General features: G+C 53.8%; 18 protein-coding genes and 1 pseudogene. 11 read left to right on the top strand and 8 right to left on the bottom strand.

Features of this window, described 5'->3' with window-relative positions; translation table 11 throughout:
- The first annotated feature begins 94 nt into the window (after window positions 1-94).
- On the top strand, window positions 95-1,336 hold the full coding sequence (gene dxr, locus MK110_01870) for a 1-deoxy-D-xylulose-5-phosphate reductoisomerase (protein MCH2210021.1): 1,242 nt from the start codon (window positions 95-97) through the stop codon (window positions 1,334-1,336).
- Window positions 1,333-3,390 (top strand): RIP metalloprotease RseP, encoded by a 2,058-nt coding sequence (gene rseP / locus MK110_01875; GenBank protein MCH2210022.1) that lies wholly within the window; start codon window positions 1,333-1,335, stop codon window positions 3,388-3,390. The genes dxr and rseP overlap by 4 nt, the downstream gene beginning before the upstream one ends.
- Window positions 3,391-3,446: 56 nt before the next feature.
- On the opposite strand, the gene MK110_01880 is transcribed toward rseP, so the two are convergent.
- Both MK110_01880 and larC read right to left on the bottom strand, forming a co-directional pair.
- Window positions 3,447-3,638 (bottom strand): hypothetical protein, encoded by a 192-nt coding sequence (locus MK110_01880; protein MCH2210023.1) that lies wholly within the window; start codon window positions 3,636-3,638, stop codon window positions 3,447-3,449.
- A 78-nt stretch (window positions 3,639-3,716) separates the two neighbouring features.
- On the bottom strand, window positions 3,717-4,994 hold the full coding sequence (gene larC, locus MK110_01885; protein MCH2210024.1) for a nickel pincer cofactor biosynthesis protein LarC: 1,278 nt from the start codon (window positions 4,992-4,994) through the stop codon (window positions 3,717-3,719).
- Window positions 4,995-5,217: 223 nt separating this feature from the next.
- On the opposite strand from larC, the gene MK110_01890 reads away from it, so the two are divergent.
- Window positions 5,218-7,056: a divalent metal cation transporter gene (locus MK110_01890; GenBank protein MCH2210025.1), complete on the top strand. Its 1,839-nt coding sequence runs from the start codon at window positions 5,218-5,220 to the stop codon at window positions 7,054-7,056.
- A 769-nt stretch (window positions 7,057-7,825) separates the two neighbouring features.
- Here the strand turns inward: MK110_01890 and MK110_01895 are convergent.
- Window positions 7,826-7,987: pseudogene (locus MK110_01895) on the bottom strand (prepilin peptidase).
- Window positions 7,988-8,735: 748 nt separating this feature from the next.
- Between MK110_01895 and MK110_01900 the strand changes: the two are divergent.
- Window positions 8,736-9,215: a hypothetical protein gene (locus tag MK110_01900; protein ID MCH2210026.1), complete on the top strand. Its 480-nt coding sequence runs from the start codon at window positions 8,736-8,738 to the stop codon at window positions 9,213-9,215.
- A 277-nt stretch (window positions 9,216-9,492) separates the two neighbouring features.
- On the opposite strand, the gene MK110_01905 is transcribed toward MK110_01900, so the two are convergent.
- Complete coding sequence (locus tag MK110_01905) at window positions 9,493-10,227, bottom strand: hypothetical protein (protein MCH2210027.1); 735 nt, start codon at window positions 10,225-10,227, stop codon at window positions 9,493-9,495.
- A gap of 500 nt (window positions 10,228-10,727) precedes the next feature.
- On the opposite strand from MK110_01905, the gene MK110_01910 reads away from it, so the two are divergent.
- From MK110_01910 to MK110_01925, 4 genes are all read left to right on the top strand, one after another.
- The gene (locus MK110_01910) at window positions 10,728-11,522 is read left to right on the top strand and encodes an aldolase/citrate lyase family protein (GenBank protein ID MCH2210028.1); all 795 of its coding nucleotides are present in this window, start codon (window positions 10,728-10,730) and stop codon (window positions 11,520-11,522) included.
- Between the two features lie 235 nt (window positions 11,523-11,757).
- Complete coding sequence (locus MK110_01915; GenBank protein ID MCH2210029.1) at window positions 11,758-12,342, top strand: hypothetical protein; 585 nt, start codon at window positions 11,758-11,760, stop codon at window positions 12,340-12,342.
- A 94-nt stretch (window positions 12,343-12,436) separates the two neighbouring features.
- A complete protein-coding gene (locus MK110_01920; protein ID MCH2210030.1) occupies window positions 12,437-13,984 on the top strand; it encodes a hypothetical protein in 1,548 nt (515 codons plus the stop codon).
- 407 nt (window positions 13,985-14,391) lie between these two features.
- On the top strand, window positions 14,392-15,228 hold the full coding sequence (locus MK110_01925; GenBank protein ID MCH2210031.1) for an SMP-30/gluconolactonase/LRE family protein: 837 nt from the start codon (window positions 14,392-14,394) through the stop codon (window positions 15,226-15,228).
- A gap of 35 nt (window positions 15,229-15,263) precedes the next feature.
- On the opposite strand, the gene MK110_01930 is transcribed toward MK110_01925, so the two are convergent.
- The 4 genes from MK110_01930 to MK110_01945 form a co-directional block, all read right to left on the bottom strand.
- Window positions 15,264-16,622 carry a DUF1501 domain-containing protein gene (locus MK110_01930; GenBank protein MCH2210032.1) on the bottom strand — a complete coding sequence of 453 codons (1,359 nt, stop codon included), beginning with the start codon at window positions 16,620-16,622 and terminating at the stop codon, window positions 15,264-15,266.
- A gap of 268 nt (window positions 16,623-16,890) precedes the next feature.
- Window positions 16,891-18,297, bottom strand: coding sequence for a DUF1501 domain-containing protein (locus MK110_01935; GenBank protein MCH2210033.1), 1,407 nt, complete (start codon window positions 18,295-18,297; stop codon window positions 16,891-16,893).
- 103 nt (window positions 18,298-18,400) lie between these two features.
- Entirely contained in the window at window positions 18,401-21,001 is a 2,601-nt protein-coding gene (locus MK110_01940) for a PSD1 and planctomycete cytochrome C domain-containing protein (protein MCH2210034.1), read from the bottom strand.
- A 164-nt stretch (window positions 21,002-21,165) separates the two neighbouring features.
- Window positions 21,166-22,284 carry a muconate cycloisomerase gene (locus MK110_01945; protein MCH2210035.1) on the bottom strand — a complete coding sequence of 373 codons (1,119 nt, stop codon included), beginning with the start codon at window positions 22,282-22,284 and terminating at the stop codon, window positions 21,166-21,168.
- Between the two features lie 337 nt (window positions 22,285-22,621).
- Here MK110_01945 and MK110_01950 point away from each other — a divergent pair, with 337 nt between their 5' ends.
- From MK110_01950 to MK110_01960, 3 genes are all read left to right on the top strand, one after another.
- A complete protein-coding gene (locus MK110_01950) occupies window positions 22,622-22,813 on the top strand; it encodes a hypothetical protein (protein ID MCH2210036.1) in 192 nt (63 codons plus the stop codon).
- 400 nt (window positions 22,814-23,213) lie between these two features.
- Complete coding sequence (locus tag MK110_01955; protein MCH2210037.1) at window positions 23,214-24,152, top strand: aminotransferase class IV; 939 nt, start codon at window positions 23,214-23,216, stop codon at window positions 24,150-24,152.
- On the top strand, window positions 24,149-25,108 hold the full coding sequence (locus MK110_01960; GenBank protein ID MCH2210038.1) for an amidohydrolase family protein: 960 nt from the start codon (window positions 24,149-24,151) through the stop codon (window positions 25,106-25,108). The genes MK110_01955 and MK110_01960 overlap by 4 nt, the downstream gene beginning before the upstream one ends.
- Window positions 25,109-25,126 lie beyond the last annotated feature (18 nt).

The raw sequence follows: 25,126 nt of genomic DNA on the forward strand, positions 1-25,126 counted from the left end.
AGCATTTTCGTGTTCTGTCAATCGCGGGGTGTTCGGTGGCTCTGAGGGAATCTTTCAGCCATGTCGGACTGCTGACAGCCCGGGTTGTGACGACTTGACTGCCTGCTTAGAATTTCGAATCGAATTTTCGTGGAACTCGTTTCAAAGAACGCTGTTTCGGCCGTTGCCGCAGCAGTGGCCGGGAACCTTGGTTGCTGCACAGTCCATCGTGGTGCTTGGGTCGACCGGATCCATCGGCACCAGCTGTCTTGACGTGATTCGAAGTCACAGTGACTGCATGCGCGTTCACGGAATCACGGCATTTCGCAGCCGATCGCTGTTACTTGAGCAGTGTCGTGAGTTTCGGCCGCGCTGGGCAGTTCTGGGTGATCCTGAAGCAGGGCATACGGCGGAAGGGATTGGTGATACTCGTTTCTTGCAGGGAATGGAGCACGCCGACCGGCTGGTCCGGGAATCTGATGTTGATACGGTGATGTCTGCAATTGTCGGTGCTGCAGGGTTGTCTCCGACGTGGGCGGCCGTTGATGCCGGCAAGCGTGTTGCGGTGGCAAACAAGGAGGCATTGGTCGTCGCCGGTCCTATAATCACTGAGCGTGCCCGGGAGACGGGTGCCCGACTGCTTCCCGTCGACAGCGAGCACAGTGCCGTTTTTCAGGCACTTCAGGCTGGAAGAAAAGAGGATCTGCGGCGAATTATTCTTACAGCCAGCGGAGGTCCGTTTCGTGGATGGACACGGCGTCGAATGCAGGATGTCACTCCGGAGATGGCCCTGAACCATCCCACATGGGAAATGGGGCCAAAAATTACGGTTGATTCCGCCACTATGATGAATAAGGCACTGGAGATCATCGAAGCCCGTTGGTTGTTTGACGTGCCCGTCCACCAGATTTCGGTCGTCGTGCACCCGCAGTCAATCGTGCATTCGTTTGTGGAATACCAGGATGGCTCTGTCATTTCACAGATGTCACCACCAGACATGCGACTGCCGATTCAGTATGCTTTGACGTTTCCCGAACGAATTGAATGTCCAGGAACGGATACGAACTGGACTCAATCGATGAATCTGGAATTTGAGCCGCCGGATCTCGATGCGTTTCCTGCACTGCAGTTGGGATTCGATGCAGCTACGCGTGGAGGAACCTGTGGAGCTGTCCTGAATGCAGCCAATGAAATTGCAGTGAATCGTTTTCTGAATGCCGAAATTCGATTCGATCAGATCCCTCAACTGTGCAAAGAGGTTCTTTGCCACCATGATTTTGACTCGCGACCATCGCTGAAAGGCCTGGCGGCTGTGGATGCCTGGTCGCGAAAGGAAGCACAACGTTGGACAACATGATCGTTTCATCATTGATCACTCTGGCAGCCGGGGGCGTTTTCGGCAGTATCGGCAAAGCGCTGATGGTAGTGCTGGGACTGGGGCTGGTCATCTTCTTTCATGAACTTGGACATTTCGCCGTGGCGAAATGGTGCAATGTGCATGTCGAGCGATTCAGTATCGGCATCGGTCCGATTTTGTGGAGCCGTCAGAAGGGTGAAACGGAATACGCCCTGTCGGCGCTTCCTCTGGGCGGCTATGTCAAGATGTTGGGGCAGGATGATATGGACCCCAATCAAATGACCAGTGACGAAATCGCAGAGAATCCACGGGCGTACTCTGCGAAAAAAGTGTGGCAGCGAATGTTGATCATTTCTGCCGGTGTCATCATGAACATCATCACAGGCTTTGGCTTTTTTGCGATCGCCTACAATATGGGTGTTCATGAAGTACTGCCGGTAGTGGGACTGGCGGTTCCCGGCAGTCCCGCCTGGGAGGCCGGAATCAAACGTGGGGATCGGATTCGCGCGATCAATGGCGAAGAAGTCCACAGTTTCATCGACATCAAACAGTCGATCGTTCTTTCCAGTGGCCCGATAGAAATCGAGGGAACCACTGAAAACGGAGTGGACTACAAAAAAACGGTGACTCCCCGACAGGGAAAACAGTTTCGGCAGATCGGAGTCAATCCGGGCAAGTCACTGAGAATCTCACCGCAGGCCGGAAAAGACTATTCGATTGACATTACAGGTCTGCCTTCTGCGAGGGCTTCGGCACCGTTCAAACCCGGGGATCGGGTGGTTTCGCTCAACGGTGCCGAATTGAAGTCATGGCATCAGCTTTCGACATTGACTGCTCGTGATGCGGCTGATGATCTGGTTTATTCAGTCGAACGTACTGTCGGAGAAGAGAAGTCACTCAAAACACGAAGCGTCGACATCACCGTTCCTCCAGGTCAGCTGAGATCCATAGGCATTTGGATGCACATCGGTCCGGTCGAGTCGGTTCAGGCTGATTCTATTGCGGCGAATGCCCGGTTGCAGAAGGGGGACGTCATCCGAAAAGTTGATGACCTCGAAGTCGGAGTCGACATCGACCCGCTGCGCCTGCCAAATTATTTTGCAGAACGCGCCGGTACTATGGTGCGAATTTCAGTTGTTCGAAAGAAAGACGGTTCGGTTGGAGAGGTGGACGAGGAACTGACACTGGTGCCGGCCGATATTCCTGGCTGGTCTGAATTGCCGGTGACATTAACCGCGCCGTTGCCCATTCCTGCCATTGGTGCAGCGTTCGGGGTCAGTACAACCATTGCCAAAGTAATCGAAGGCAGCGAAGCAGCGGGGATCACGGATCCCGGCCAACTGAAGCCGGATCAGAAAATCACAAAAATTGTCCTTCCGTATAAAGAGGACGATGGACTGGGAACTGCCGGCGACGAAGCAGCCATTTTTGAACTGCCCGATGACTCGCAGGTCAACTGGGCACATATCTTCTACATGATTCAGCAGGCGCCCCTTCGGGACATTCGCATTCACATTGACGAATCCAGTGACTCTGCCAGTTTTTCTGTGTTGCTGCAGAAACAGGAATTTGAGGAGAACTGGTATCTGCCAATTCGCGGTATCCGGGGATTCGAAGATCTGTCTGAAAAACGGGTTGCCGACTCTACAGGACAAGCTGTTCAGCTGGGTGTTCGCCAGACTCGCAATTCCATTGTGAACATCTATATGACGCTTCGATCACTGGTTCGAGGTGACCTGTCTGCAAAGGCACTGAGCGGTCCGTTAGGCATTCTTAGTATCGGATATCAGGTGGCCGACAGCGGGCTGGCTCAACTGCTGACCTTTCTGGGTCTGCTGAGCATCAATCTGGCAGTGCTGAATTTTCTGCCAATTCCGATCCTCGACGGCGGACATATGGTGTTTTTGATCTGGGAAGGCGTCACACGACGGAAGCCAAGCCCGCGGGTGATTGGCCTGGCTCATGTTATCGGATTGTTCTTTATTATTTTTCTGTTTTGTTTTGTTATGTATCTGGACGTGGTTGTGCGGTTTCTGGGCTTCGGTGCCGATTAGAAGATCACACATACGTTTTCAGACCCGGGCGTTTTGTTCGAGGACCGAACAGAACTTTAAGCAGCCCGACGCGACCTGATTGTGATATCCGGCTGGCGAACAGGAATCATTTTTCCGACCAGGTTCTGCGACGGTTCCTGTTTCGACAATTGTTTCTTACGCCGTTCAATCACCAGCTTCAGTCGTTGTGTCTCGATACTTTGCAACGCATCCACCAGGTCGAGCGACTGTGAACAGAGCTCGATCACTCTGCTGCATTTTCCAGAGGCGTTCTGTTCAGTATTGTGCATCCCTGCGTCTGTACTGACGGAAGTCATGTGATTCGATCAATGGTCATGATCACCATCGTGACGGTGATCGTGGTCGTGGTCGTGTTGACGAGCATCTGCCGGTGACGTCGTTCCGGTGTCCTGTTGTTCCGGTAGTGTGCCGGATTCCTCGTCTTTCAGAAAGGCCGACTCTGCAGACCGCCAGACATCCCGCAACGGAACTCCGTTTCCTGCAGCGACCTTTGCACAATCCTCGAATTCGGGGGAAAATCGAGCTGCATGCCCGGTTTGCCAGGCTCGCTTGCCGCGCACGTTGCCCCACGGCGTGGCCACGGTGACAATATCCCGATACTGAGTACTCCGCTCCAGCAATTGTCGACGGATTCCAAGTGTCCCTGTTTCACGGAACAGAATGGATTCCATTGAATCTTCACTGCCGTGAGCTGCCAGAACGCTGAGGATGACACCAGGTCGATCTTTCTTCATCTGGACGGCTGTTACGTAGACATCCAGGGCCCCGGCCTGCATCAGGCGTTCGCGAGTGTATCCGATGGTTTCCGGTGTCACGTCGTCCAGATTGGTTTCCAGCAGCGATACCATTTCCATATTTGAGGTGCCAATCGCCTCACCTACGAATAACCTGAGAACATTGGCCCGCTGTTCAAACGTCATTGTTCCCGAACCGTATCCGATGTTTTCAATTGTCATGGCGGGCATCGGTCCAAATCGGTCGACCAGACAACTGACGATGGCAGCGCCGGTAGGAGTTGTGAGTTCTGCTTCAATGGGAACATTTTTCAGCGGAATTCCCTTAAGAATTTCTGCGGTACCGGGTGCGGGTACCGGACAGATGCCGTGATCGATATGTACAAAGCCGTGTCCCACCGGAACCGGGTCACAAATCACCAGGTCAGCGCCTAACAGATCGAAACCCACAGCTGCACCGACGATATCGACGATCGAATCCACCGCTCCCACTTCGTGGAAATGGACCTTCTCAACAGTGGAACCGTGTACGCGAGCTTCAGATTCGGCAATTTTCAGGAAAAGACGATCGGCGATTTGCCTCTGGCGTGTTGTGAGCTTTGCCTGATTCAGAATGTCGCGAATATCCGACATGTGTCGGTGAGCGTGTTGTTCGGGATGATCGACAAGCACCTGTGTTGCTCGAAATCCTCCCTTGATGACGGTTTCAATCCGCAGGCGAACATCCGGCAGATTCAGTGATTGGACTGCCGATTCGACTGCAGTACGATCGACACCGGCATCGATCAGAGCTGCCAGGGTCATATCCCCACTGATACCGGTCGCACATTCCAGCCAGGCCACTCGCATTGTTTCAGGTTCTTTCCACTTAGGCACTTTCAGACGATTCGAAGCGATTCAGTCTCTGACTGATTGAATCAACTCGTGTCCGCAGGTTAAGTCATTTTCCTGCCAGTTCCTTTGTACAGTGATTGACAGGTGTGGAACAGTCTGCAGGCTGGCGATTGAAAACTCCGAACTTGGCATGTAGCCTTGACGAAACATTGGTGACCGATTTTCCTGGAGTTGTTGCATGTCGTCGGAAACAAATCGAACAGAGCAGGAACGCAGTGTTCTGGCAGAAGCTCAGTCCCGAGGATCTCTGGCGACCCTGAGAGCCTTTGTTCGGCTGTCGGGTCCTGGATGGCTGCAGAGCGCAATCACACTGGGAGGCGGTTCGCTTGCCGGGGGGCTCTTCCTCGGAATTCTCGGCGGCACGAGCCTGTTGTGGCTGCAACTGGTAGCAATCGCCATGGGCGTGGTGATGTTGTCTGCCATCAGCTATGTGACTCTTTCCACAGGTGAACGACCGTTTCGAGCCATCCGGAACCATATCAATCCGGTACTTGCCTGGGGGTGGGTCCTGGCCACAATCGCGGCCAATATTATCTGGTGTATGCCACAGTTCAGTCTGTGTTTTGCCGCTCTGGAAAACAACCTGCTGCCTGATCAGACAGACGCTTTGGTTGTCAGTTTTTACGCCGATCAGGTTGAGGATCTCAAACGCGAAATGACTCCTGATCAACTTGAAACACTCACAAACAGTGCGCTGAGTGATCAGATTCAGGACAAAAATCGGTTTAAGTTTGCGGTCTCCGGCATGTTTCTGGTGATGGCCGGCATCGCTGTTTATCTCAACGGCCAGCGTGGCAAAGCAGCAAAGCTGTTCGACATTTTCCTGAAATGTCTGATCGGACTGATCGTGCTGTGCTTTGTGGGTGTGGTTTTCAAACTGACGCGCGGCGGCAGCCTCAACTGGTCAGAAATCGTCAGGGGATTTGTTCCAAATTTTTCTCAGTGGAATCAGCCGGCCGGAACCATTGCCGATCTGATAGGTGAATTGTCTGCTGATGCGCAGAAATTCTGGACAGCCAAAGTCGTCAGTGCTCAAAGCGGAGTGATGATCGCTGCTGCTGCGACGGCCGTTGGAATTAATATGACGTTCCTGATGCCTTACTCCCTGCTCAAACGTGGCTGGGATCGAAATTTTCGCGGACTGTCGAGATTCGATCTGGCCACTGGCATGGCAGTTCCCTATGTGCTCGTGACGAGTTGCATTGTGATTGCTGCGGCGACTCAGTTTCACGGCAAAGCCGATGAGAAATTTCTTAGCAGCGATCCGGCGATCATGCAGCAAAGTGTCCTGTTCGGTAAGACAACTGCAATGCTGAAGGAACGCGTGGTCGGTCCGGAAGCCTGGAGCAAACTGGCGAAGGCAGACCGGGGGACGCTGACCGACGAAGAACTTTTGCAGGTGGCTGCCTTGCCGGCAGCCGAAAAAAGAATCGCGTCCTCACTGACAAAACGTGGAGCTTTTGATCTTTCGAAAGCACTGGAACCGCTGTTGGGAAAGAGAACATCGGGTTACGTGTTCGGACTTGGGATTTTGGGAATGGGGTTTTCAACTATTATCATTCTGATGCTGATCAATGGATTTGCCTTCTGTGAAATCCTCGGCCGACCTCTGGGAGGCTGGCCGTACATCACGGGGTGTTTAATTGCCGGTGCCGTTGGAGCGTCATGGCCGTGGTTCTGGGACGGGCAGAGTAAGGTCTATCTTAGCATTGTGGCGTCCAGCTTTGGATCCATGCTGTTGCCCATCGCGTATGTGACATTTTTCCTGTTGATGAACAGCCCTCGTGTTCTGGGCGACGCGATGCCCCGAGGGTTCCGTCGCCTGATCTGGAATCTACTGATGGGGATATCTGTTCTGGGCGCGGTCGCGGCTGCCGGTAAAGCAATCTTTGATAAAGCATCCAATCCACAGACCGGGCCGGTGGTTATTACAGTGGCGGCGGGATTTGCGGTTGCTGTGATTGTGAGTCTGCTTGATGGGCGCCGATTCTCGAAACAAAAACAGAAGCAGCCGTGAGCAGGGCGACAGTGGCGACCCAGTCGATCCAGGGAGGTGTCACGGTCCACCGCCAGCCATTGTAACTGGGCAGGGTTGTTCCGTTTAGCAACTGATCCCAGCAGAGGATCAATGTACAACAGGTGACGAACAGAAACAGTGGCAGCAGTTTTTGCAGGTTCGACACGGCGAACCGCTTCAGCAGTCCGATTGCAGCGACGGCGATTGCCAGCAGAGCCCAGGTCATCTGCCAGCCACAAAAGACTCCGGTGAGCAGAAACAAACTTCTGACCGTCAGCGCCAGTGAACGGTTTTGTGACACCGTTCGAGCGGCGAGCCAGCCTGTCATCAGACCGGAGACTGCGCCAGCCAGGCCATCAATTGATCCAGGCAGACTGATTCCTGTGACCAGTACAGATCCACCCAGCCACGGTGGCAGCGTCCAGTCAATGCCCCAGAATCGATCGATCGTTTCCGGCAACGGGACAATAACATGAACCGGACGCAACTCCGGCCACAGTATACCGAGGATCAATCCCGCAGCGGCACCCAGAGCAACCAGACGATTGGGAGGTGCGTGACCGTCCAGACCAATCATGCACAATGCCAGCACCACGGTCAGATAGAACGTGTGCGCAATAAACCAGCCCAGTAACTCCCCGCGGCCCTGCTGAACGATCAGTTCAAATGTACTATATCCGTTTCCGATTCTGTCACTCAGGGGCAGATTTGCTGCATTGCTGCCCGTTTCCACAAAAAGAACGATGAGAAACAGAATGCCGACCGTGAATTCGATGAGCGGATATCGGGACGAAATGGGAACCTGGCAATAGCGGCACCGGCCTCGAAGTGTCAGCCAGCCCAAAATGGGGATGTTGTCGCGGGCGGTCAGTTCTGTTTCACAGAACGGACAGCGGGAACCTGGATGAGACAAGGCCTTTCCGGCCGGCATACGATAGATCACGACGTTCAGAAAACTGCCGATGCAGGAACCCAGTACAAAAATCCATAGTCCGGCCATCAATTCGTACAACTGATGTCTCAGGGAGTGCCACAGTTCCTCCGGACCGGAATGGTGGGTGATTTCAGCTGCCTGGGCGGCTTCCGTCAGCAGTATCCATGTCAGGAAACACAGTACAGAACCGGACACGAGTGCTTTGGACCTGCGAGAATATGTTCTCTGGGCAGAGTTCAGAAAGATATTCTGATCCTTTTTTCGTGTTACCATCTGCTAATTTTGTACCGGGACACTGAATGATTCAATGCAAACACCCTGGTAAAGCAGAACAGATGACATCGTGAATCAATGTGCAGAGTGTCGGGAATACAAGGCAACCTTGCCCGATATTGCACGCCAAAAACGGAATCTCCGCTACGAGCCGCACGTTGCAGCCGGTGGCGACGGAGCAGCCGGATCAACCCGTACGTCTGGTTTAACGTGTGCTGCTGAACGTGGCAGGCAGGATACGAACAGCACTTCATCCAACTACTGCTGCTCCAATGCTTTGTGTAATCTCAAGTGAATTTGATCCCGATAGAACAGGCATCACCAGGGGCATGCAGGCAATTTTGAGACTGCGTGCGGAGCACGGGCCGTTTGCCGTGTTCTCCGTGCCCTCTGACAAGGAAGACATGACAGTTCGAAGCCCTGGATGGCAGTGTTAACGTTCCATTTTTATTGCTTTGCTTCGTTGAAAACCATGTCGCCTGAAGAACTGCTGCAACAACTGGAAGAATACGAGTCGCGCAGAAAACGTAAAGATCGACGGCCAAAATGGCTGAAACACTTCATTCAGCGGGTAGCGGAGTTGTTTGAACCTTTGCGTGATGTTGCTCGGGTTGGATACGACTGCCGAATGGACGAACACGGCTGGCTCATCCGCATGTATCTTGGCACGACCGAGATTATCGGAGGTCCCAAAGACGGACAAATTGAACATGCCGGGTTCCGAATGGATATCCGGCAGCTGATTGAATCATTCGGCCGCATTGATCGACTGGAATGGTATTCGGTATCCAATGATGAACCCCATGAATTCGGCGGACAGCTTCGCTCACTGCTGAGTCTCGTGGGGACTGTGGATGACGGTCACAGAATTCAACTTGAACTGCTGGCCAGTCCGCCAAAGTACATACCATCCGGCGTGCACCGCACTGCAGATGACAGGATTCAAAATTAGTCACATGATCCACGATCATCGAAGGAAACAGGACTGCCTTCGATCGCTGACTCGCCGACAGGTGAAACGACAGCCAAAATTAGGGTGAACTGGGTCGGGCAACGGCACTTCGGAGAGAGTTTTCGGGATCTCAACGAAGTGCCGTTCTCTTCTTTGTGTCGTGCGGGACACCCAGGACTGGTTCTGCAGAGTGGCCGGACGGCCACGGAAACACGGCGGGACGACCCCGTGTTTGGTTATGTGTAGTCGTCTGCTTATGAACCGGACCTGTCCGGCATCACTTTGATTTTGATTTCTGCCTGCGGCGGTCAAATCGAATTGTCAGTTCCTTTTCAGTGAGTTCCCCGTCTCCGTCTGCATCAATGCGGTCGAATCGGGTCTTAAGCCGGTCGGGTGCCTCGTTGCGACTGATGCGACCGTCCTGGTTTTTGTCAAAACGCCGGAACCGCTCCAAAGGAACTGATCGACGCCCGTCTTTTCGCTGTTTTTTCGTCAACCGGTCTTTCTGTTTGCGAGTGCCTTTCATTTCGGAATCTCTGATGCGGCTGTCCTTTGGATCTTTCCGCATGGTCTTCGATTTTCCGCCGCGTTCCGTCATCTGAAAAAAGTCTTTGACTGAGATGGCGTTCTTTCCGGTCCGTTTCAGAAGTTTTTTAAAACGCTTTTTTCCAGGGGCAGGGACTTCATTCAGCGTGATCAGGCCGTCCCTGTTACGGTCGAGTCTTTCAGGGTTCAGTCGTTGTCGCTGACTTCGCTGGCGTCCGGCAGGCGTCTTTCGAGGCTGAGGATCGGTCAGTGCCTGGTTGAGTTCCTGCGACGTCAGACGTGCGTCTCCGTTGTTGTCTGCAACACGCAGTGCTCGCGCGAACCAGACTCGCTGAGGCTCGGCCACCTCACCTGAGACAATCACACCGTCGTGATTTCTGTCAAGAACTTCAAACAGTTCATTATTCACCGCAGGATTGCTCGCGACAGCCAGTAGTGTGGCAATCGCTCCAGATATAAAAGTCATCACCGGTTCCTCAATGGGTCAGCAGGCCTTGGAAATGAGTATCTGAAATTTTGAGTCGACACCGAGCGGTCCTGACAAAGCCACTTCAGGAGTGGTTGCCGGCGACCGCCGTTTCATGGTGGATGCGGTCAGGGTGGCGGGGTAGCCAGCAAACGAAAACACAGTACCGCAGTATCCCGACAGGCATCATTCTATTGATCTTAAACCATCGTCTGTCGGAAAAGTGTCGTTCTGATTGTCCGAACCGGGAAATTGTCTGCGAATCGGACGGATGCACATGTTTCCCGTGTCCGACGATTTGCGTCCGAACAGGCAACCTGCTGCAATCCGAACAGTAGATTGTGTTTCACAGCAAAGGCCTTTGTCCTGCCTGTCGCCGGGGTTTGTTCCCTGTACGCGGACATCTGTGCAACCTGACCCGGACCGAAAGAAGTCCCGGCACGCCGAAAAGTGTCTGCCGGGTTTGGTTGTGACCCCATCACTCTTTGAGCCCCGTTCCCATGAAATCAAATCCTGTCAAGGCGGCTCTCGCCGATGGTAAACCGCAAATCGGTACCTGGTTGTCTTTGCCGTCGGTGTTTTCTGCCCGGCTGATGGCCCGAGTCGGGTTTCCGTGGCTCACAGTGGATCTTGAACACAGCCCCACCAACTGGGAAACGGCATCTCTGATGTTTGCAGCGATTGCGGATGCGGGATGCGTTCCCCTCGCTCGTGTTCCACGAGGTGACCATGATCTGATCAAGCGGGTACTCGACGGAGGGGCTATGGGGATTGTCGTTCCTATGGTGGATACCGTCGAACAGGCAAAAACAGCCATCGCGGCGGCCAAATATCCGCCGACCGGGAACCGGTCAATTGGAGGAACAATCCCCGCGCTGAACTATCAGGCCACAGCCGGTGAGTATTATGACCGAGCCAACGATGAAACGATTGTGGTGCTGCAGACTGAATCTCCTGAGGGGATTGCCAACGCTGACGAGATTTATTCTCTGCCAGGCGTCGATGCAATTTTCGTCGGGCCAAACGACCTGTCCTGGCAGATGAAGGCTGCTGACGGAACCCCGCCGACGCCTGACGAATTTGAAGCCGCTCTGCAGAAAGTACTGTCGGCCGGAAAAAAATCAGGGACACCTGTGGGAATGCATACGAGGTCCGTTGAGGAAGTCGAGCAGCGAGTCAGCGAAGGCTGGCAGTTTTTGGCGATTAAAAGTGAATTGCGAATGATGGTGGAACAGGCTGACAGAGACGTGAGGGCACTGGGTCTGCAGGCGGCTGATGACTTGGCACGATACTGATCACATCGAGCCCTGATGAAATGTTCAACAGGGCTACAGAACGTACAGAGTGATGAACTGTCCCGTTTCATGAGAAACTGTGTGAAGCAGAACTGAGTTTTCTTTTTTCTCTGAGACGTCAGGATCTGACGAAGGCCCTGAAGTTCTGGCGTCTGTTCAGGATGAAGGAAGTGTCTGCGGGAATGGCGCTCAACCGGTCTTCGACGGTTCCTGGTGAAATCCGGCGATCAAAGATATGTCCGCAAACACGGATCTCTATGACAAAGAAATCTCCGGTCGGATTGTTGGAGCTGCCAAATCCTCTCTTCCTGTTGAGATCACGGAACGCTACCACGACCTGCTTTGCTGGATCGACAGTGTGCTCGATTCCAGCCTGCGTTTTGCTCGACCGGTCAGCGAATTCACCATGCAACGGCTCCCCGGGTATTACTCTGAGGGGTTTCTGAGTGCTTCCCGGGCCATCATCTGCAAACAGTGCCCTGCCGTCCCGCTGACAGAATTTGGTCTCCGAGACGATGCCCTGCCCTCGCCTTCGGACGCCGCCGGTTTTACGCTGAGAGATGTTTATTTTGTGACACATGAGTCGGTTGACGACGAGTCCACTCATTTCCATGAATTGATCCACGTTGTCCAGTGGCACATACTGGGAGACGAGTGTTTCTTTCACCTGTACGCCAGTGGACTGCTTTCTGCCGGCTATCGGTTAAGTCCACTCGAAGAAATTGCATATGATCTGCAGTCACGTTTTGATTCCGATGACGCAGAATTTGACGTGATCATGGAAGTGCGCAGACGCCTGGCGAATCTGTGTATGCCGTGAAAGCTGAATGGGTCCCGTTGCTCACTGTGAACGGCAGCCCTGCTGCGGAATGACCCGGCTTGTTTCCCTTCAGGCAGAATCTAACGAGATCAATATGAACCGATGTGGAACGGCGAGTCGGATGTTCATTCCTCAGGTTTGTGTCATCTGCATTCTGTTCGTGCTGACAGTCGCCACTGCGGACTGTCAGTTGGTAACGGGTGCAAACCATGATGATTCTGAAATTGATATCGGACTGGAAAACCAGCTGCTCTTTGACGACAGCCTGATTGAATCAAAGCAGGGTTTTCGGACAACGATGAATCCTGCAACCCGAACAGATCATCCGGTGCTGGAACCACAGAGAGAATGGGAGACGTACGGCTGCTTTGCTCCCACAGTGCTGGTCCGTGAGGGTGTGTACCATATGTGGTACGGTGCCACGGGAGAGGACAGCAAATCGCGACTTTGCTATGCGACTTCCGAAAACGGGATTCAGTGGCAACGAGCCGGTCTTCGGATGTACGCGTACAAGGGACGCAGAGAAACGAACATTGTCTTCCCTCATTACGGAAGTGTCTTTTTCGATCCTGCTGCCAAACCGGGGCAGAACTTCAAGATGATCGGCGGCTGGCGGGAAAAGTATCAGTACAGGAACGTATATGACGGCGGGGCCCGGTTTCGCTATGAGGATCCGCCGCCCGCCACATGGCATTACACGGCGGTTTCCGGTGCCTGCTCTCCCGACGGTATCCACTGGGCCGAATGCAGCCGCAACCCGATCATGCCCTGGTATACAGACACGAGAAACGTGGCTTTCCGGGACGACCGTACCGGAAAGTATGTGGCATACGTTCGCTGGAATGAACACTTTCGGATTGAGGACGGTGTCGTCAAGGGTTCGTTTGATTATCGAGCCATCGCGCGAGCCGAGAGTGACGATTTCGAAAATTTCCCCCCACCCGAGAAGATCATGGAACCGGACTTCAGTGATCCCGAGGATAAGGACCTTTGGGGCGGTGGTCTGTATGATTCGGCGGCGATGAAGTACCCGTTCGCTGCAAATGTCTATTTCATGTTTACCGCAGCGTACCACCATACGAGCGACACCCTGGACATCCAGCTTGCCGTGAGTCGCGACGGAAAGAGTTTTCACCGCTGGCACGAACCTTTTCTTCGACTGGGACGTGAAGGAACGTTTGATTCCTCCATGATTTATATGGGCGTGGGGATGCTGCCTGTCGGTGATGAAATCTGGATGTACTACGCCGGCTACGATAAGCTCCACGATCAGGCTCCGGTCGACAGTTATCGATCGGCGATCGGCCGTGTGAAGGTGCGGCGCGACGGCTTTGTTTCGCAGGATGCTCCGGCGGAAGGGGGCGTACTGACCACACGAGCCTTCAATCTGCAGGGGAACCGCCTGCTGGTGAATATGGATGCGAGTTCACGGGGCGGGCTTCGTGTCGAGATTCTGGATGAAGCAGGACGCGTGATTCCAGGCTTCAGTCGGGTAGACGCCGATCGTCTGGATCGAAACGATTTGCGTAAGGTTGTCACCTGGAAGGGCAATTCGGCACTGTCAACGCTGGATGGTCAAAAGGTCCGGCTTCGATTCATCGGCGAACGGGTCAAACTCTATGCATTCCGGTTCGTTGAGTAACGTGCTGAACGCCGATGAACGATCACGGAGTCTGTCGTTGGGTCGTGTCGACATTTGTTTGTCTCTGTCTCCTGTGATTTTGAGGCTGATAACAGGATGCGATCTGTCATTCGATAAAATATCTGAGATAGTTCTGAACAAAGCGGCGAGCCAGGACCCGATGGCCCGGTTATGGTGAGGATCCAGTCGCCGGCAGGTGACAGAATCGCTCAGTCAGGGTGGTTAGTTCTGAAAATTTGGTTTGTCATCATTCGCGGCAGGAAGATCGCAAAACAGGTCGCGGGTAATGCGCAAGGTTAAGTTTTTATTCTCTAATGAGTGGAACAGCTATGATTCGAGTATCTTTTCTTTCTGTGACATCGATCATCATGTTCAGCGTTCCGTGTTTGCTTGCGGCGGAACCTGAGATGCCCGAAACCGTTGCCGCAGGAGCAACTTTGACAGAGGTTTATGCTGCCGACCGGTTTTTCGAAGGGCCAACCTGGGACCAAAACGGACAGCGCCTGTATTTCACCTCGTTTGCTGATGCCAGTGCACAGGTCCTGCGTCTGGATGCGCCGGGACAGGTGACGGTCTGGATGGATCAGTCTGAAGGGGTCAACGGAACGTATCTCTCTGTAGACGGTCACTTCCTTGGAGCACAGGCACATGGTCACCGGGTTGTCAAATACGCTTTTGGATCGGAAGGCCCGGAGAACCCCAAGACGTTAGTCGCCAGCGACCTGTGGCACCAGCCGAACGACATCTGTCAGACCCCCAACGGTGATCTTTACTTTACCGACCCCGACTTTAATGAGCGGGAAACCAGCATTGTGTATAGATTCTCTCGCAAAGGTGAACTCAGCAAAGTTGTCACAGACATGCTGGTCCCCAACGGGGTGATTGCATCGAATGACGGAAAAACACTTTATGTGGGTGACAGCCATTTGAAACTGTGGCGATCGTATGCGATTCACACAGACGGGACTGTCGGTCCCGGAAAGGTCTTCTTCGACCCCGATACGGAAAATCGATCGTCACCCGACGGAATGTCGATCGACATTGACGGTAACCTGTATTTCACGGGACGGGGTGGCGTGTGGGTTGCCGGGCCGCAGGGCGGGTCACTGGGACTGATTCCGACTCCGGAATTCTGTTCCAATGTAACTTTCGGCGGGAGCGACGGAAAAATTTTGTACCTGACCTGCAACAAGAAGGTTTACAGTCTCCGGATGAGCGTGCGCGGCGGCCAGTTTGCAGAATAGAAGTTTCGGCTCCAGAAAGTGCGGGGCATCGTGGGTCAGGCCAGGATTTCCTGGATCACATGACCTTTCGGGACGACTTCATGAGGCCGGTCCAGTGAGTCGAAAATCTGTGTCGTGGGATCAACACCCAGCAGTCGATAAATCGTTGTGATCACGTCACCGGGAGTCACGGGATTCTCGGTTGGCGTGGCTCCGTAACGATCACTGGCTCCCAGTACGAATCCTTTTCGAATGCCGGCTCCGGCCAGCATGACGGTGTAGCACGAATTCCAGTGGTCTCTGCCGACACGGTCGTTGACCTTTGGAGATCGACCAAAGTCACCGAGGACTGCCACCAGGGTACGGTCCAGCAGGCCACGATCATCAAGATCCTGCAGCAGACTGCTGCACGCCGCATCGAACTCAGGCAGGAGTCTGTTTTTCAGGTTTTTGAAGTTGTTGCTGTGAGTGTCCCAGGTAGCATTGGCATGTTCGGCCCATGACAGGGTCACAAACCGCGTCCCGGCTTCAATCAAACGTCTGGCTAACAGAGTACTTTGTCCGTAAATGTTGCGGCCGTAACGAGCTCTCGTATCTGCGGATTCACGTTCAAGGTTGAAGGCCTGTTGAGCAGCATTCGAAGTCACCAGTTCAAAGACCTGATTTCGAAAGTCGTCAATGGCCGATACAGAAGGTTCATGTTTAATAGAGACGCCTCCGCCAAGACCCTGCAGCAATTGCGATCGATTTTTCATTCGTTCACTGGACACACCTGCTGGGAGTTGCAGATTGTCGACATGGAAATCGTTGCTGTTGGGGTTATTCAAAACCCAGAACGGGTCGTAAGTCTTTCCCATCAGGCCTGCCAAAAACCCTGGCTGCAGCGGACCATTTGCTCCTTCTTTTGTTTTGTAGGGTAACGCCACATAGGGAAGCGTGTGGTTTTCCGGCGGCCGTAGCCACGCCAGCACCGAACCTGGCGACGGCCGATCTGTGGGTTTGGCACCACCACCCAGCTCACCACGATCATGTCCGGTCAGGGCAGCGTAGACAGCGGCAGCATGCGAATTATTCACACTGTGATTCATCGATCGAATCAGGGTCGTGTGATGCATCTGCTGCGCCAAACGAGGCAGATGTTCGCTGAGCAGGACCCCTGGCAGTGATGATTCGACGGGCTGAAACTCCCCTCGGACCTCGCGTGGTCCGTCGGGTTTCATATCCCACATATCCAGGTGACTCGGACCGCCATTCAGGAACAGCAGGATACAGTTATCGGCGCGTGGCGGGACGGTCTGTTGTTTGATGCCGGCTGTGGCGAAACAGGGATTGAGCGCTGAAAGTCCGAAGGCACCCAGTTGCAGGGCATTACGGCGATTCAGGTGTTGAACAACACCGGATTGTTCAGGTCTCATGGTACGTCCCTTTCTCACGGGAACCACGGACAAAAGTCGCTCTTGCGTATTTGTGTTTGACTTATTTGGACTGCTGCAGGTCTGTTGTTTAAGACCTTCTGCGTCTGGGCACGATTCGAAACTGCGGCAGCCGTCCGGAGTTATTTAATGCTCGACCAATGTCTGTTGCTATTTCTAACCGACAATGCAGCATTTGTCACGATTCAATCTGAACCGTGACGGCAATCCACTCAGCCATCAGTCCGCTTCGCATTAAAAGCCACTCATCTTACGTGATGAGTTCTTCAATGAGCCGGGCGTCATACACATCGGTGAGTCGTTCGTCGCGACCATTATGGTGCCAGGTCAGCATTTCGTGGTCCAGACCCAGCAGATGCAGCATCGTGGCATGCAGATCGGCCGTCTGTGTTCTGTTTTCCACCGCACGATGACCGAAGTCGTCCGTAGCTCCGTAATGCTGACCGCCTTTGATTCCTCCACCGGCCAGCCACACACTGAATCCGTAGGGATGATGATCGCGTCCGAAGACTGCTCCTGGCTTTTGCTGCTCGGCTGTCGGAGTTCTGCCAAATTCTCCGCCCCAAAATACCAGTGTGGAGTCCAGCAGACCCCGCTGCCGGAGGTCTGTGAGTAAAGCGCCGACCGGCTGGTCGGTTTTCCGGCAACACTGTCGGGTACGTTTATTATTATCGGAATGAGTGTCCCACGGTTGCTGGTACATAAACAGGGACACAAAACGTACGCCGCGTTCCACCAGTCTGCGGGCCATCAGACACCGCGTGCCGTACGACTTGGTTGTTTCATGATCCAGGCCGTACAGACGCTGCGTGTGAGCGGTTTCCTGTGACAGGTCCAGGGCGTCTGTCGCGGCCAGTTGCATGCGGGCGGCGAGTTCAAAAGTTTCAATACGGGCGTCCAGTTCCTGTTCTCCAGGACGGTCTGCGAGGTGTCGTTGATTCAGTCGGCGCAGCAGTCGCATTCGGGTATCTTCGATCGCCGGGGAGCGTGACTGCTTCGGGTGCAGATTCGCGACCGGACTTCCCTGCTCGCGGAACGCGGTTCCCTGATAGTGAGGCGGCAGCCAGCCGTTTGACCAGTTGCGAATTCCGTCCACTGAATTACCATCGGGATCGGGCAGAGCAATGAAAGCCGGCAGGTTGCGATTCTCCGTTCCCAGTCCGTATGCGGACCAGGCTCCCAGTGTGGGCCGCCCTGGCACTGTCATGCCGGTTTGTGCCATCCAGATCGCCTGTTCATGATTTCGGTGTTCGGTAAACATCGAACGAATCACAGCAATCTCATCGGCGTGTTTGGCGACAGATGGCTGGATCTCTGAGAACTCCAGGCCGCTCTGCCCGTACCGTCGAAAACGAAACGGTGATCCCATCAGGTTTTTGGTGCGCTCTTCATCGTCGGCGACTTCATCCGGAGGAATCGTTCCGTCAAATCGATTAAGCACCGGTTTTGGATCCAGCAGATCCACATGGCTGGGTCCGCCGTGCATATACAGCTGAATCACGGCTTTGGCCGGCGCATTAAACTCAGGCACCACAGGGGACGCTGCGCGGGCTGCAGCAGTCGCTTCGTTGAGCAGTGTTCCCAGGGCCAGTCCACCGAACCCGGAGCCGAATCGATTCAGAGCATCTCGTCGTGATGTCCGGTTTAACCGTGTCATAACTACCGGCCTTTCGGCGGTTCTGTCTGTTGATTGGCTCCGGTGTTATTATGCCGATACGGGTACCACGGGGATACCCGGCAACCGTCAATTCAACCGATCTTTAATCCACATAGATGAATTCGCTGCAACTCATCAGCATATGGCAAAGATCGCCCAGTGCCTGCCTCCTCGCGGTATCTGCCAAATGCGATTTTGTTTGATCCTGTTCGCTGCGATACTGCAAAGTCAATTCGTTCAGGAATTGTGAGAGAAAAATTTGTTCATCGCTGCCAGGCTGACGCGAGTAGGCGATCAGACAGGCACCTCCGACGGGATCTTCGGGAAATTCCGCCAGAACCCGGTCGGCAAATGCGGCCGCCGCTCGCGAGAGGGTTTCACCGTTGAGCAGGGTCAGGGCCTGTGTTGATACTGTTGAAGTGCTTCGCTGCACGCAGTTGACGGACATCGTCGGCTGATCAAAGACCTGCAGCATTGAATCCGGATACAGGCGTCGGTTTTGCACGTAGATCGAGCGTCGATTTCTGTCCTGTCCGGCCGGAACAATCAATTTACCGTATTGCTCTCGGGGGATCTCCTGTGAGACCCCGTACAATTCTGTGTTCAGCATTCCGGATACTGCCAGAACGGAGTCACGCAGAGTTTCTGCGTCAAGTCGTTTTAATGTCTGCTGCCAGTACAATCGATTTTCAGGATCGGTCCGCTCGCCGGCTTTTCGATGTTCGGCGCTGACTCGCGAGTGCTGTCGCCAGGTTGCAGACGTCAGGATTAGTCGATGCAGATTCCTGATGCTCCAGCCGCTGCGTACAAATTCGGTTGCCAGCCAGTCAAGCAGTTCCGGATGAGACGGCGGGGACCCGGAAACTCCGAAATCATCCGGCGTGGCAACCAGTCCGGTTCCGAAATGGTGCATCCAGATGCGGTTGACGATGACTCGTGCCGTGAGCGGATGACGAGGCTGGGTGAGCCATCGGGCAAATGCCAGTCTTCTGCCGCTGGTTTTTGCATCTGGATTCGGGGCCGTCCATTCAAAAGCCTGGGGAGTTTCAAGTGAAGCAATCACGCCCGGTTCCACCAATGGTCCGGGAGTCAGTGCGTCACCTCGCAGAAGAACGGGAGTTTTCGATTCGCCCGGCACGTCGTACAGTGCACGCACTTCATCAAACCGCCAACGTCCACGTTCCTCGGCGTCTATCAGGGAATTGAGTCTGTCCAGCTGTTGTTTGTATTCATCATATTTGACGAGTGCGGTGTCCAGTTCACTGCCCTGCGGCCGGAGCCGCTCTTCATACTCTGCTGCAAGGTCCCCTTGAATGTCCGTCCGTTTATCTGCTGTTACGGCCAATGCAGCCCTGACCTCATCACGGACGTCAGTCGGCAGTTCAGCAAGTCGGTCTTCGAACAGCCGTTCAGCAAACGTTTTTTTCAGTTCCTGCAGATCTGAATGAAGTTTACTGACGTTTTGGTCGACTTCAGCATTCCTTGTTTCGGCTGCCTGTTTCTCTTTTTTGGACGCGACGGGCAGTCGCCGTTCCATTTGAGGAACCCAGTTGTCGGGTCGGTAGGCCGACATAAATACGGCCTGCATACGGTAGTAGTCGAGCTGTGGAATGGGATCAAACTTGTGGCTGTGGCAGCGGGCGCACTGTATAGTCAGTCCCATTGTTGATGAACAGACGATCTGCAGAGTGTCGAACAGCGTTGGATAAAAGTACTGTGAGGCGGCGTTCTTAATTTCTGAAAAATCAGGTCGGCTGGGGTCGGCGGCTGTTCGCAGGAATCCGGTAGCAGTGATGCCTTCGATCACCTCATCATTCAGCCGGTCCATCGATTCGAAAGCTGTCCAGTAGTCAGTGAGTTCGTCGCCGGCAATCTGTTCCTGCAGGAATCGGTCGTAAGGCTTGTCGCTGTTGAACGCACGGACAACGTAGTCTCGGTATTTCCAGGCAAGCGGGAGCTCGCGGTCTTCGTTGAGGATTCCGGCGGTCTCCGCAAAACCGGCGATGTCCAGCCAGTGTCTTGCCCAGCGTTCTCCGTAGTGAACACTGCAGAGCAACCTGTCGATCAATCGTTCATAAGCGTCAGGACTTTCATCGCTCATGAACTGTTCAACCTCGTCAGGAGACGGGGGAAGTCCGATGAGATCGAAAAAGACGCGACGCAGCAGGGTCAGACGGTCTGCTTCGGGTGCCGGCGTGAGTCGACTCAGCTGTAACTGCCTGAGCGTGAATGCATCGACAGGATTTCGAATGCGATGGTTCTCTGATACGGCGGGAATAGCAAAACGGTCGGGTGGACGAAACGACCAGTGTTCCACATGTGTCACCGCATCAGACTGATCGACGCTTGCCGCATTGCTCACGCCCTGTGCTCCATCATTAATCCATCTGCGGATGATTCCTTTTTCCTGAGCGGTCAGTTTTTGACCAACCGGTGGCATCTGTCCCGAGCTGATTTTTTCGTACAGCAGGCTGGATTCTGCCGCACGAATTCGCAGAGCAGCACCCGATATTCCGCCCGTCAGCAGTGAAGACGGACTGGTGAGATTCAGTCCTGCTTTGGGTTCTACACCGGCATGGCATCGAATACATCTGGATCGGAAGATCGGCAGGACGTCCTGATCGAACGTCAGTGGCTGTTTCCCGTCCTCCGCGACGAGATTCGGTGACAGCAGTACCAGTGTCAGTACGCCTGCTGTTCGCATGAATTTGAGAAGTATGACTCTCATCGAACGATTACGAGCTGAGTAAACAGGCTGCATCCGGATACGGCATACTTCACTTAGTGTACCGCAAGCCGAACAGGGGTCGCCATCGTATTCGGACGCCAACGATTTTGTTTCTGCTGAATTCGTATGACGATTGTGTATCAGGAAATTTGATGTTGCCGGACGAGATCCCAGTCCACGTCGACCCCCAGTCCCGGTCTGTCTGACAGAGTGGTGAATGGTCCGTCGATAATCAGAGGATCCCGGACAACTGAAAATTCGTGATACGAAGGTCCCAGACAATCGCCGGGGATCGATTCAATCTGCACATTTGGAGTCGACACAACAAAGTGCATCATGGCGGCTGCGCCAACATCCCACTCCAGATTGGAACCGATTGTGCAGGGGATGTTGTGTTCTTCTGCCAGGCAGGCCATTGCATGTGCCCGCTGAATACCTCCCTGTTTACCGGGGTACAGCGTTACGGCATCACAGCAGTTGTGCAGGATCAGTTCCTGCAGCTGCACCTCGTCAAAACAGCTTTCATCGGCCAGGATCCTGATGCCCAGATCAGAACGTAAATTGCTCAGTTGTGTGTAGTTGCCGCGACACAGCGGCTGTTCGACCAGGGCAATGTTGCAATCTGTCATCTGTTTCAGGCATGCACGCGCTGACGGATCAGCCCATCCTCCATTAGCGTCAATTGTGAGTTCTATGTCCGGACCAATTGCCTGGCGGACTGCCTGGACTCGAGCCACGTCCTGCTCATCGCCTGTACCAACTTTAACTTTGATTGTCTGAAATCCTGCCTTGACCCGCTGTGTCGCTCGTTCGGCTGCGATCTCCGGTGAATAAGCTCCCAAAGAAAACCGGTTACGTATGCTTAGCGGTCGAACTGCACCCCCGAACAACTCATAGACCGGCTTGTTTTCCTCCTGACCGACCGCATCCCAGCAGGCCATTTCGATGGCAGATTTTGCGAACCAATTTCCCACAGCAACCGCATCCATGCGACCCATGATTGCGGAGATGTCACGCGGATTACATTCTTCCACAATACCAGCAAAGGTGTTTTTGATGATCGCAGCTGCTCCCCAGACGGTTTCACCACTCCAGCCGGCTGTCACGGTCGCTTCACCGGCGGCCGTGATGCCGTTGTCCGTTTGTAGTCTGACCAGAACAAATTCTGAGACATCATGACGCCCCAGAGCCGAAATCATGCGATAATCCGGCTTGAGCGGAATTCGAACGGGGATGGCTTCAATACGCGAAATTTTCATTTGTTACATATCCCCACTAAGTCTTATTCGGCTGCTGCGCCAAGAGTACCGAAAATCCATCGCAGCGACACGGCACCGGTTCGCCAAAGTTTGTCACTTTACATTGGACCGCTGCAGCCGGCCGTGGTCCGGATGGACCCGCTGACGCGTGTTGTATCTCTGCTATTTTGATTGTCTTGCGTCAACGATTGGAGTGCACTATCGTCAGAGTCGGAATTTGTCAGCACCTCTCAGGTGCATCATTCACATTGGCTGTCGATCGACGGTCTTCCCTGAAAAATCCGACTTCGTTCCGCGAACGTTTTGTTGTTATTTGAATCCACCAGGATTTCAATCAATGGATTCCGCGACCGTCTTCCGTCCTCTGATACGTCCACCCACGGCGCTTCTGGACGATGGTATGAGTATGAGTACAGGTGAGACGTTTCGACTGCGTGCTGACATTACAACGGTCGGTCGAGCCGGGGCGGATATTAACAGTGCCGCACGACATGCAGATATCCAGTCAGCATTATTCGTCGTCAGTTAGAAGGCGAGTGGCAATGGTATCTCCGAGATCTCGACAGCAAAAACGGAACGTTTCTCAGAGTCTTCAAATGTTCTGTTGGGGCGCAAACAACCGTTCTGATAGGAGCGTATCGATAACAATACATTACTTCCTTCTTCGCAACAGCAGCCTCGGACCAACCCGGGTTCATTACTCGACATTATAATTCGTCATCCTAATGTGGTTTCCCGGGTACCGGTTTTTCTGTAACACTCTTAGGTGATCGGTTTCTTCGGATCGTATGAAGTCTTCAATGAAAAATCGGCCAGTGTGAAGTTCTGGGGACGAACACTGTCAGATTCACTTAAGTCGTTCGGTTGCATGCAAAAACCTGAAATTCAAGAGATTCGGGTTTGTGCATTGGACCAGATGGGAAATATATATGTCAGAACCATTCGTCTATCTCAACGGAGAATTCGTCCCTGCATCGCAGGCTCATATCGCAATTTACGATGCCTCCGTTGTCCTGGGTGCAACCGTCACGGATATGACTCGGACGTTCGGTAAGGTTCCGTTTCGACTGGAAGATCACGTCGCCAGATTCTATCGGTCATGCCGGTACGCTCGAATCTCACCAACGATCACCGCGGCAGAGACAACCGAAATCGCTCAGGAACTGATTCGTCGGAATTCTGAACTCCTTCACCCGCACCAGGATCTGGCACTGGTGAAGTTCATCAGTCCCGGAGAACTACGTGTCTATACGGGTGCGGCGGGCCGGGCCGGAGATATGCCCCCAACGTACTGCATGCATACGTTTCCACTCCCGTTTAATTTTTGGCGGCACTACTTCACTGAGGGTGTGCATGTTGTGACACCATCAGTTCGGCACGTCCCGCCACAGTGCGTCGATCCAAAGATCAAATGTCGAAGTCGTATGCACTGGTGGCTTGCGGATCAGGAAACACGCCTCGTTGATCCGAATGCAATCAGCCTGTGTCTGGATCTTGACGGAAACGTCACCGAAACCTCCGGTTCCAATTTTCTGATCTATACGGGCGATGAAATCGTGAGTCCAGGCCGCCGAAATGTCCTGCGCGGAGTCAGTGTACAAACGGTCTCGGAGTTGTGTCAGGAACTGAATGTTTCGTTCGTGGAACGTGATTTCCAGATCCATGATGTCATCAACGCACGCGAAGCATTTCTTGCCAGCACTCCGTACTGTCTGGCTCCGGTGACACAGGTGAACGGGATCCCTGTTGGAAACGGTCAACCTGGTACGATGCTTCACCGTTTGCTGGATCGGTGGAGCCAGCGTGTGGGAGTTAACATCATCGAACAAATAACATCTACAGCACACGAGGCGGAGGCAGCGCGATGAATCGAGGACCGGACCGCAGGAGATGGATTGTTGCCTGTATGATTGTTCTGGCAGGCCGGAACTACGGTCACGTGATGGCTGACGACACAAAGCCCGATCTGGACATCATCGACTGCCACACTCATTTTTATGACCCGACTCGCCCGGAAGGCATTCCCTGGCCTGGAAAAGGATCGTCTCTCTATCGAACCGTTCTGCCAAAACATTTGCGCACTTTGAAGCATTTTCGCAGGGTGACCGGGACTGTCATCGTCGAAGCCAGCCCGCGTGTTGAGGACAATGCATGGCTGCTGGACGTAGCCAGGGATGATCCGTTCGTCGTTGGAATTGTCGGCAATCTGACGCCCGGTACACCGGAATTTGCGAATCAACTCAATCGATTTGCGGCCAATGAGCTGTTCCGGGGTATTCGAGTGTCATCCGGTTTGGTGCGGGAATTGATGGCAGAGAGCGATGTGACAGATCTAAAACTTCTGGCCGATCACGATCTGGCGCTGGATGTCAACGGCGGCCCCGACACACCGGCTGTGGTTGCAGAACTCGCTGCCCGTCTGCCCGAACTGCGGATCGTTCAGAATCACATTGGCAACGTTGCCATTACGTCTGCGTCGCCTCCTCGGGAGTGGCAGCAGGGGATTGAAGCTGCGGCAAAGCATCCCAATGTCTTCTGCAAGATTTCAGCACTTGTGGAAGGTGCGGCCCGTGACGGGAAAACGGCGCCGGTTGATCTGACATTTTACAGGCCGTATATCGATGTGGTCTGGAACGCGTTTGGCGATGATCGGGTCATTTACGGGAGTAACTGGCCGGTTTCAGAGTACGCGGCAGATTATCAAACCCTGCAGCGCCTCGTGATGGAATATGCGGCGGAAAAAGGCGACGAAGCCACCGCCAAATTTTTCTCACTGAATGCCGGACGCGCCTACAAATGGATCGAACGAACGGGACGTCGCTGATTTCTTCTCCATTGATTG

The organism is Fuerstiella sp., assembly GCA_022447225.1.
In the GTDB taxonomy this organism is placed as follows: domain Bacteria; phylum Planctomycetota; class Planctomycetia; order Planctomycetales; family Planctomycetaceae; genus S139-18.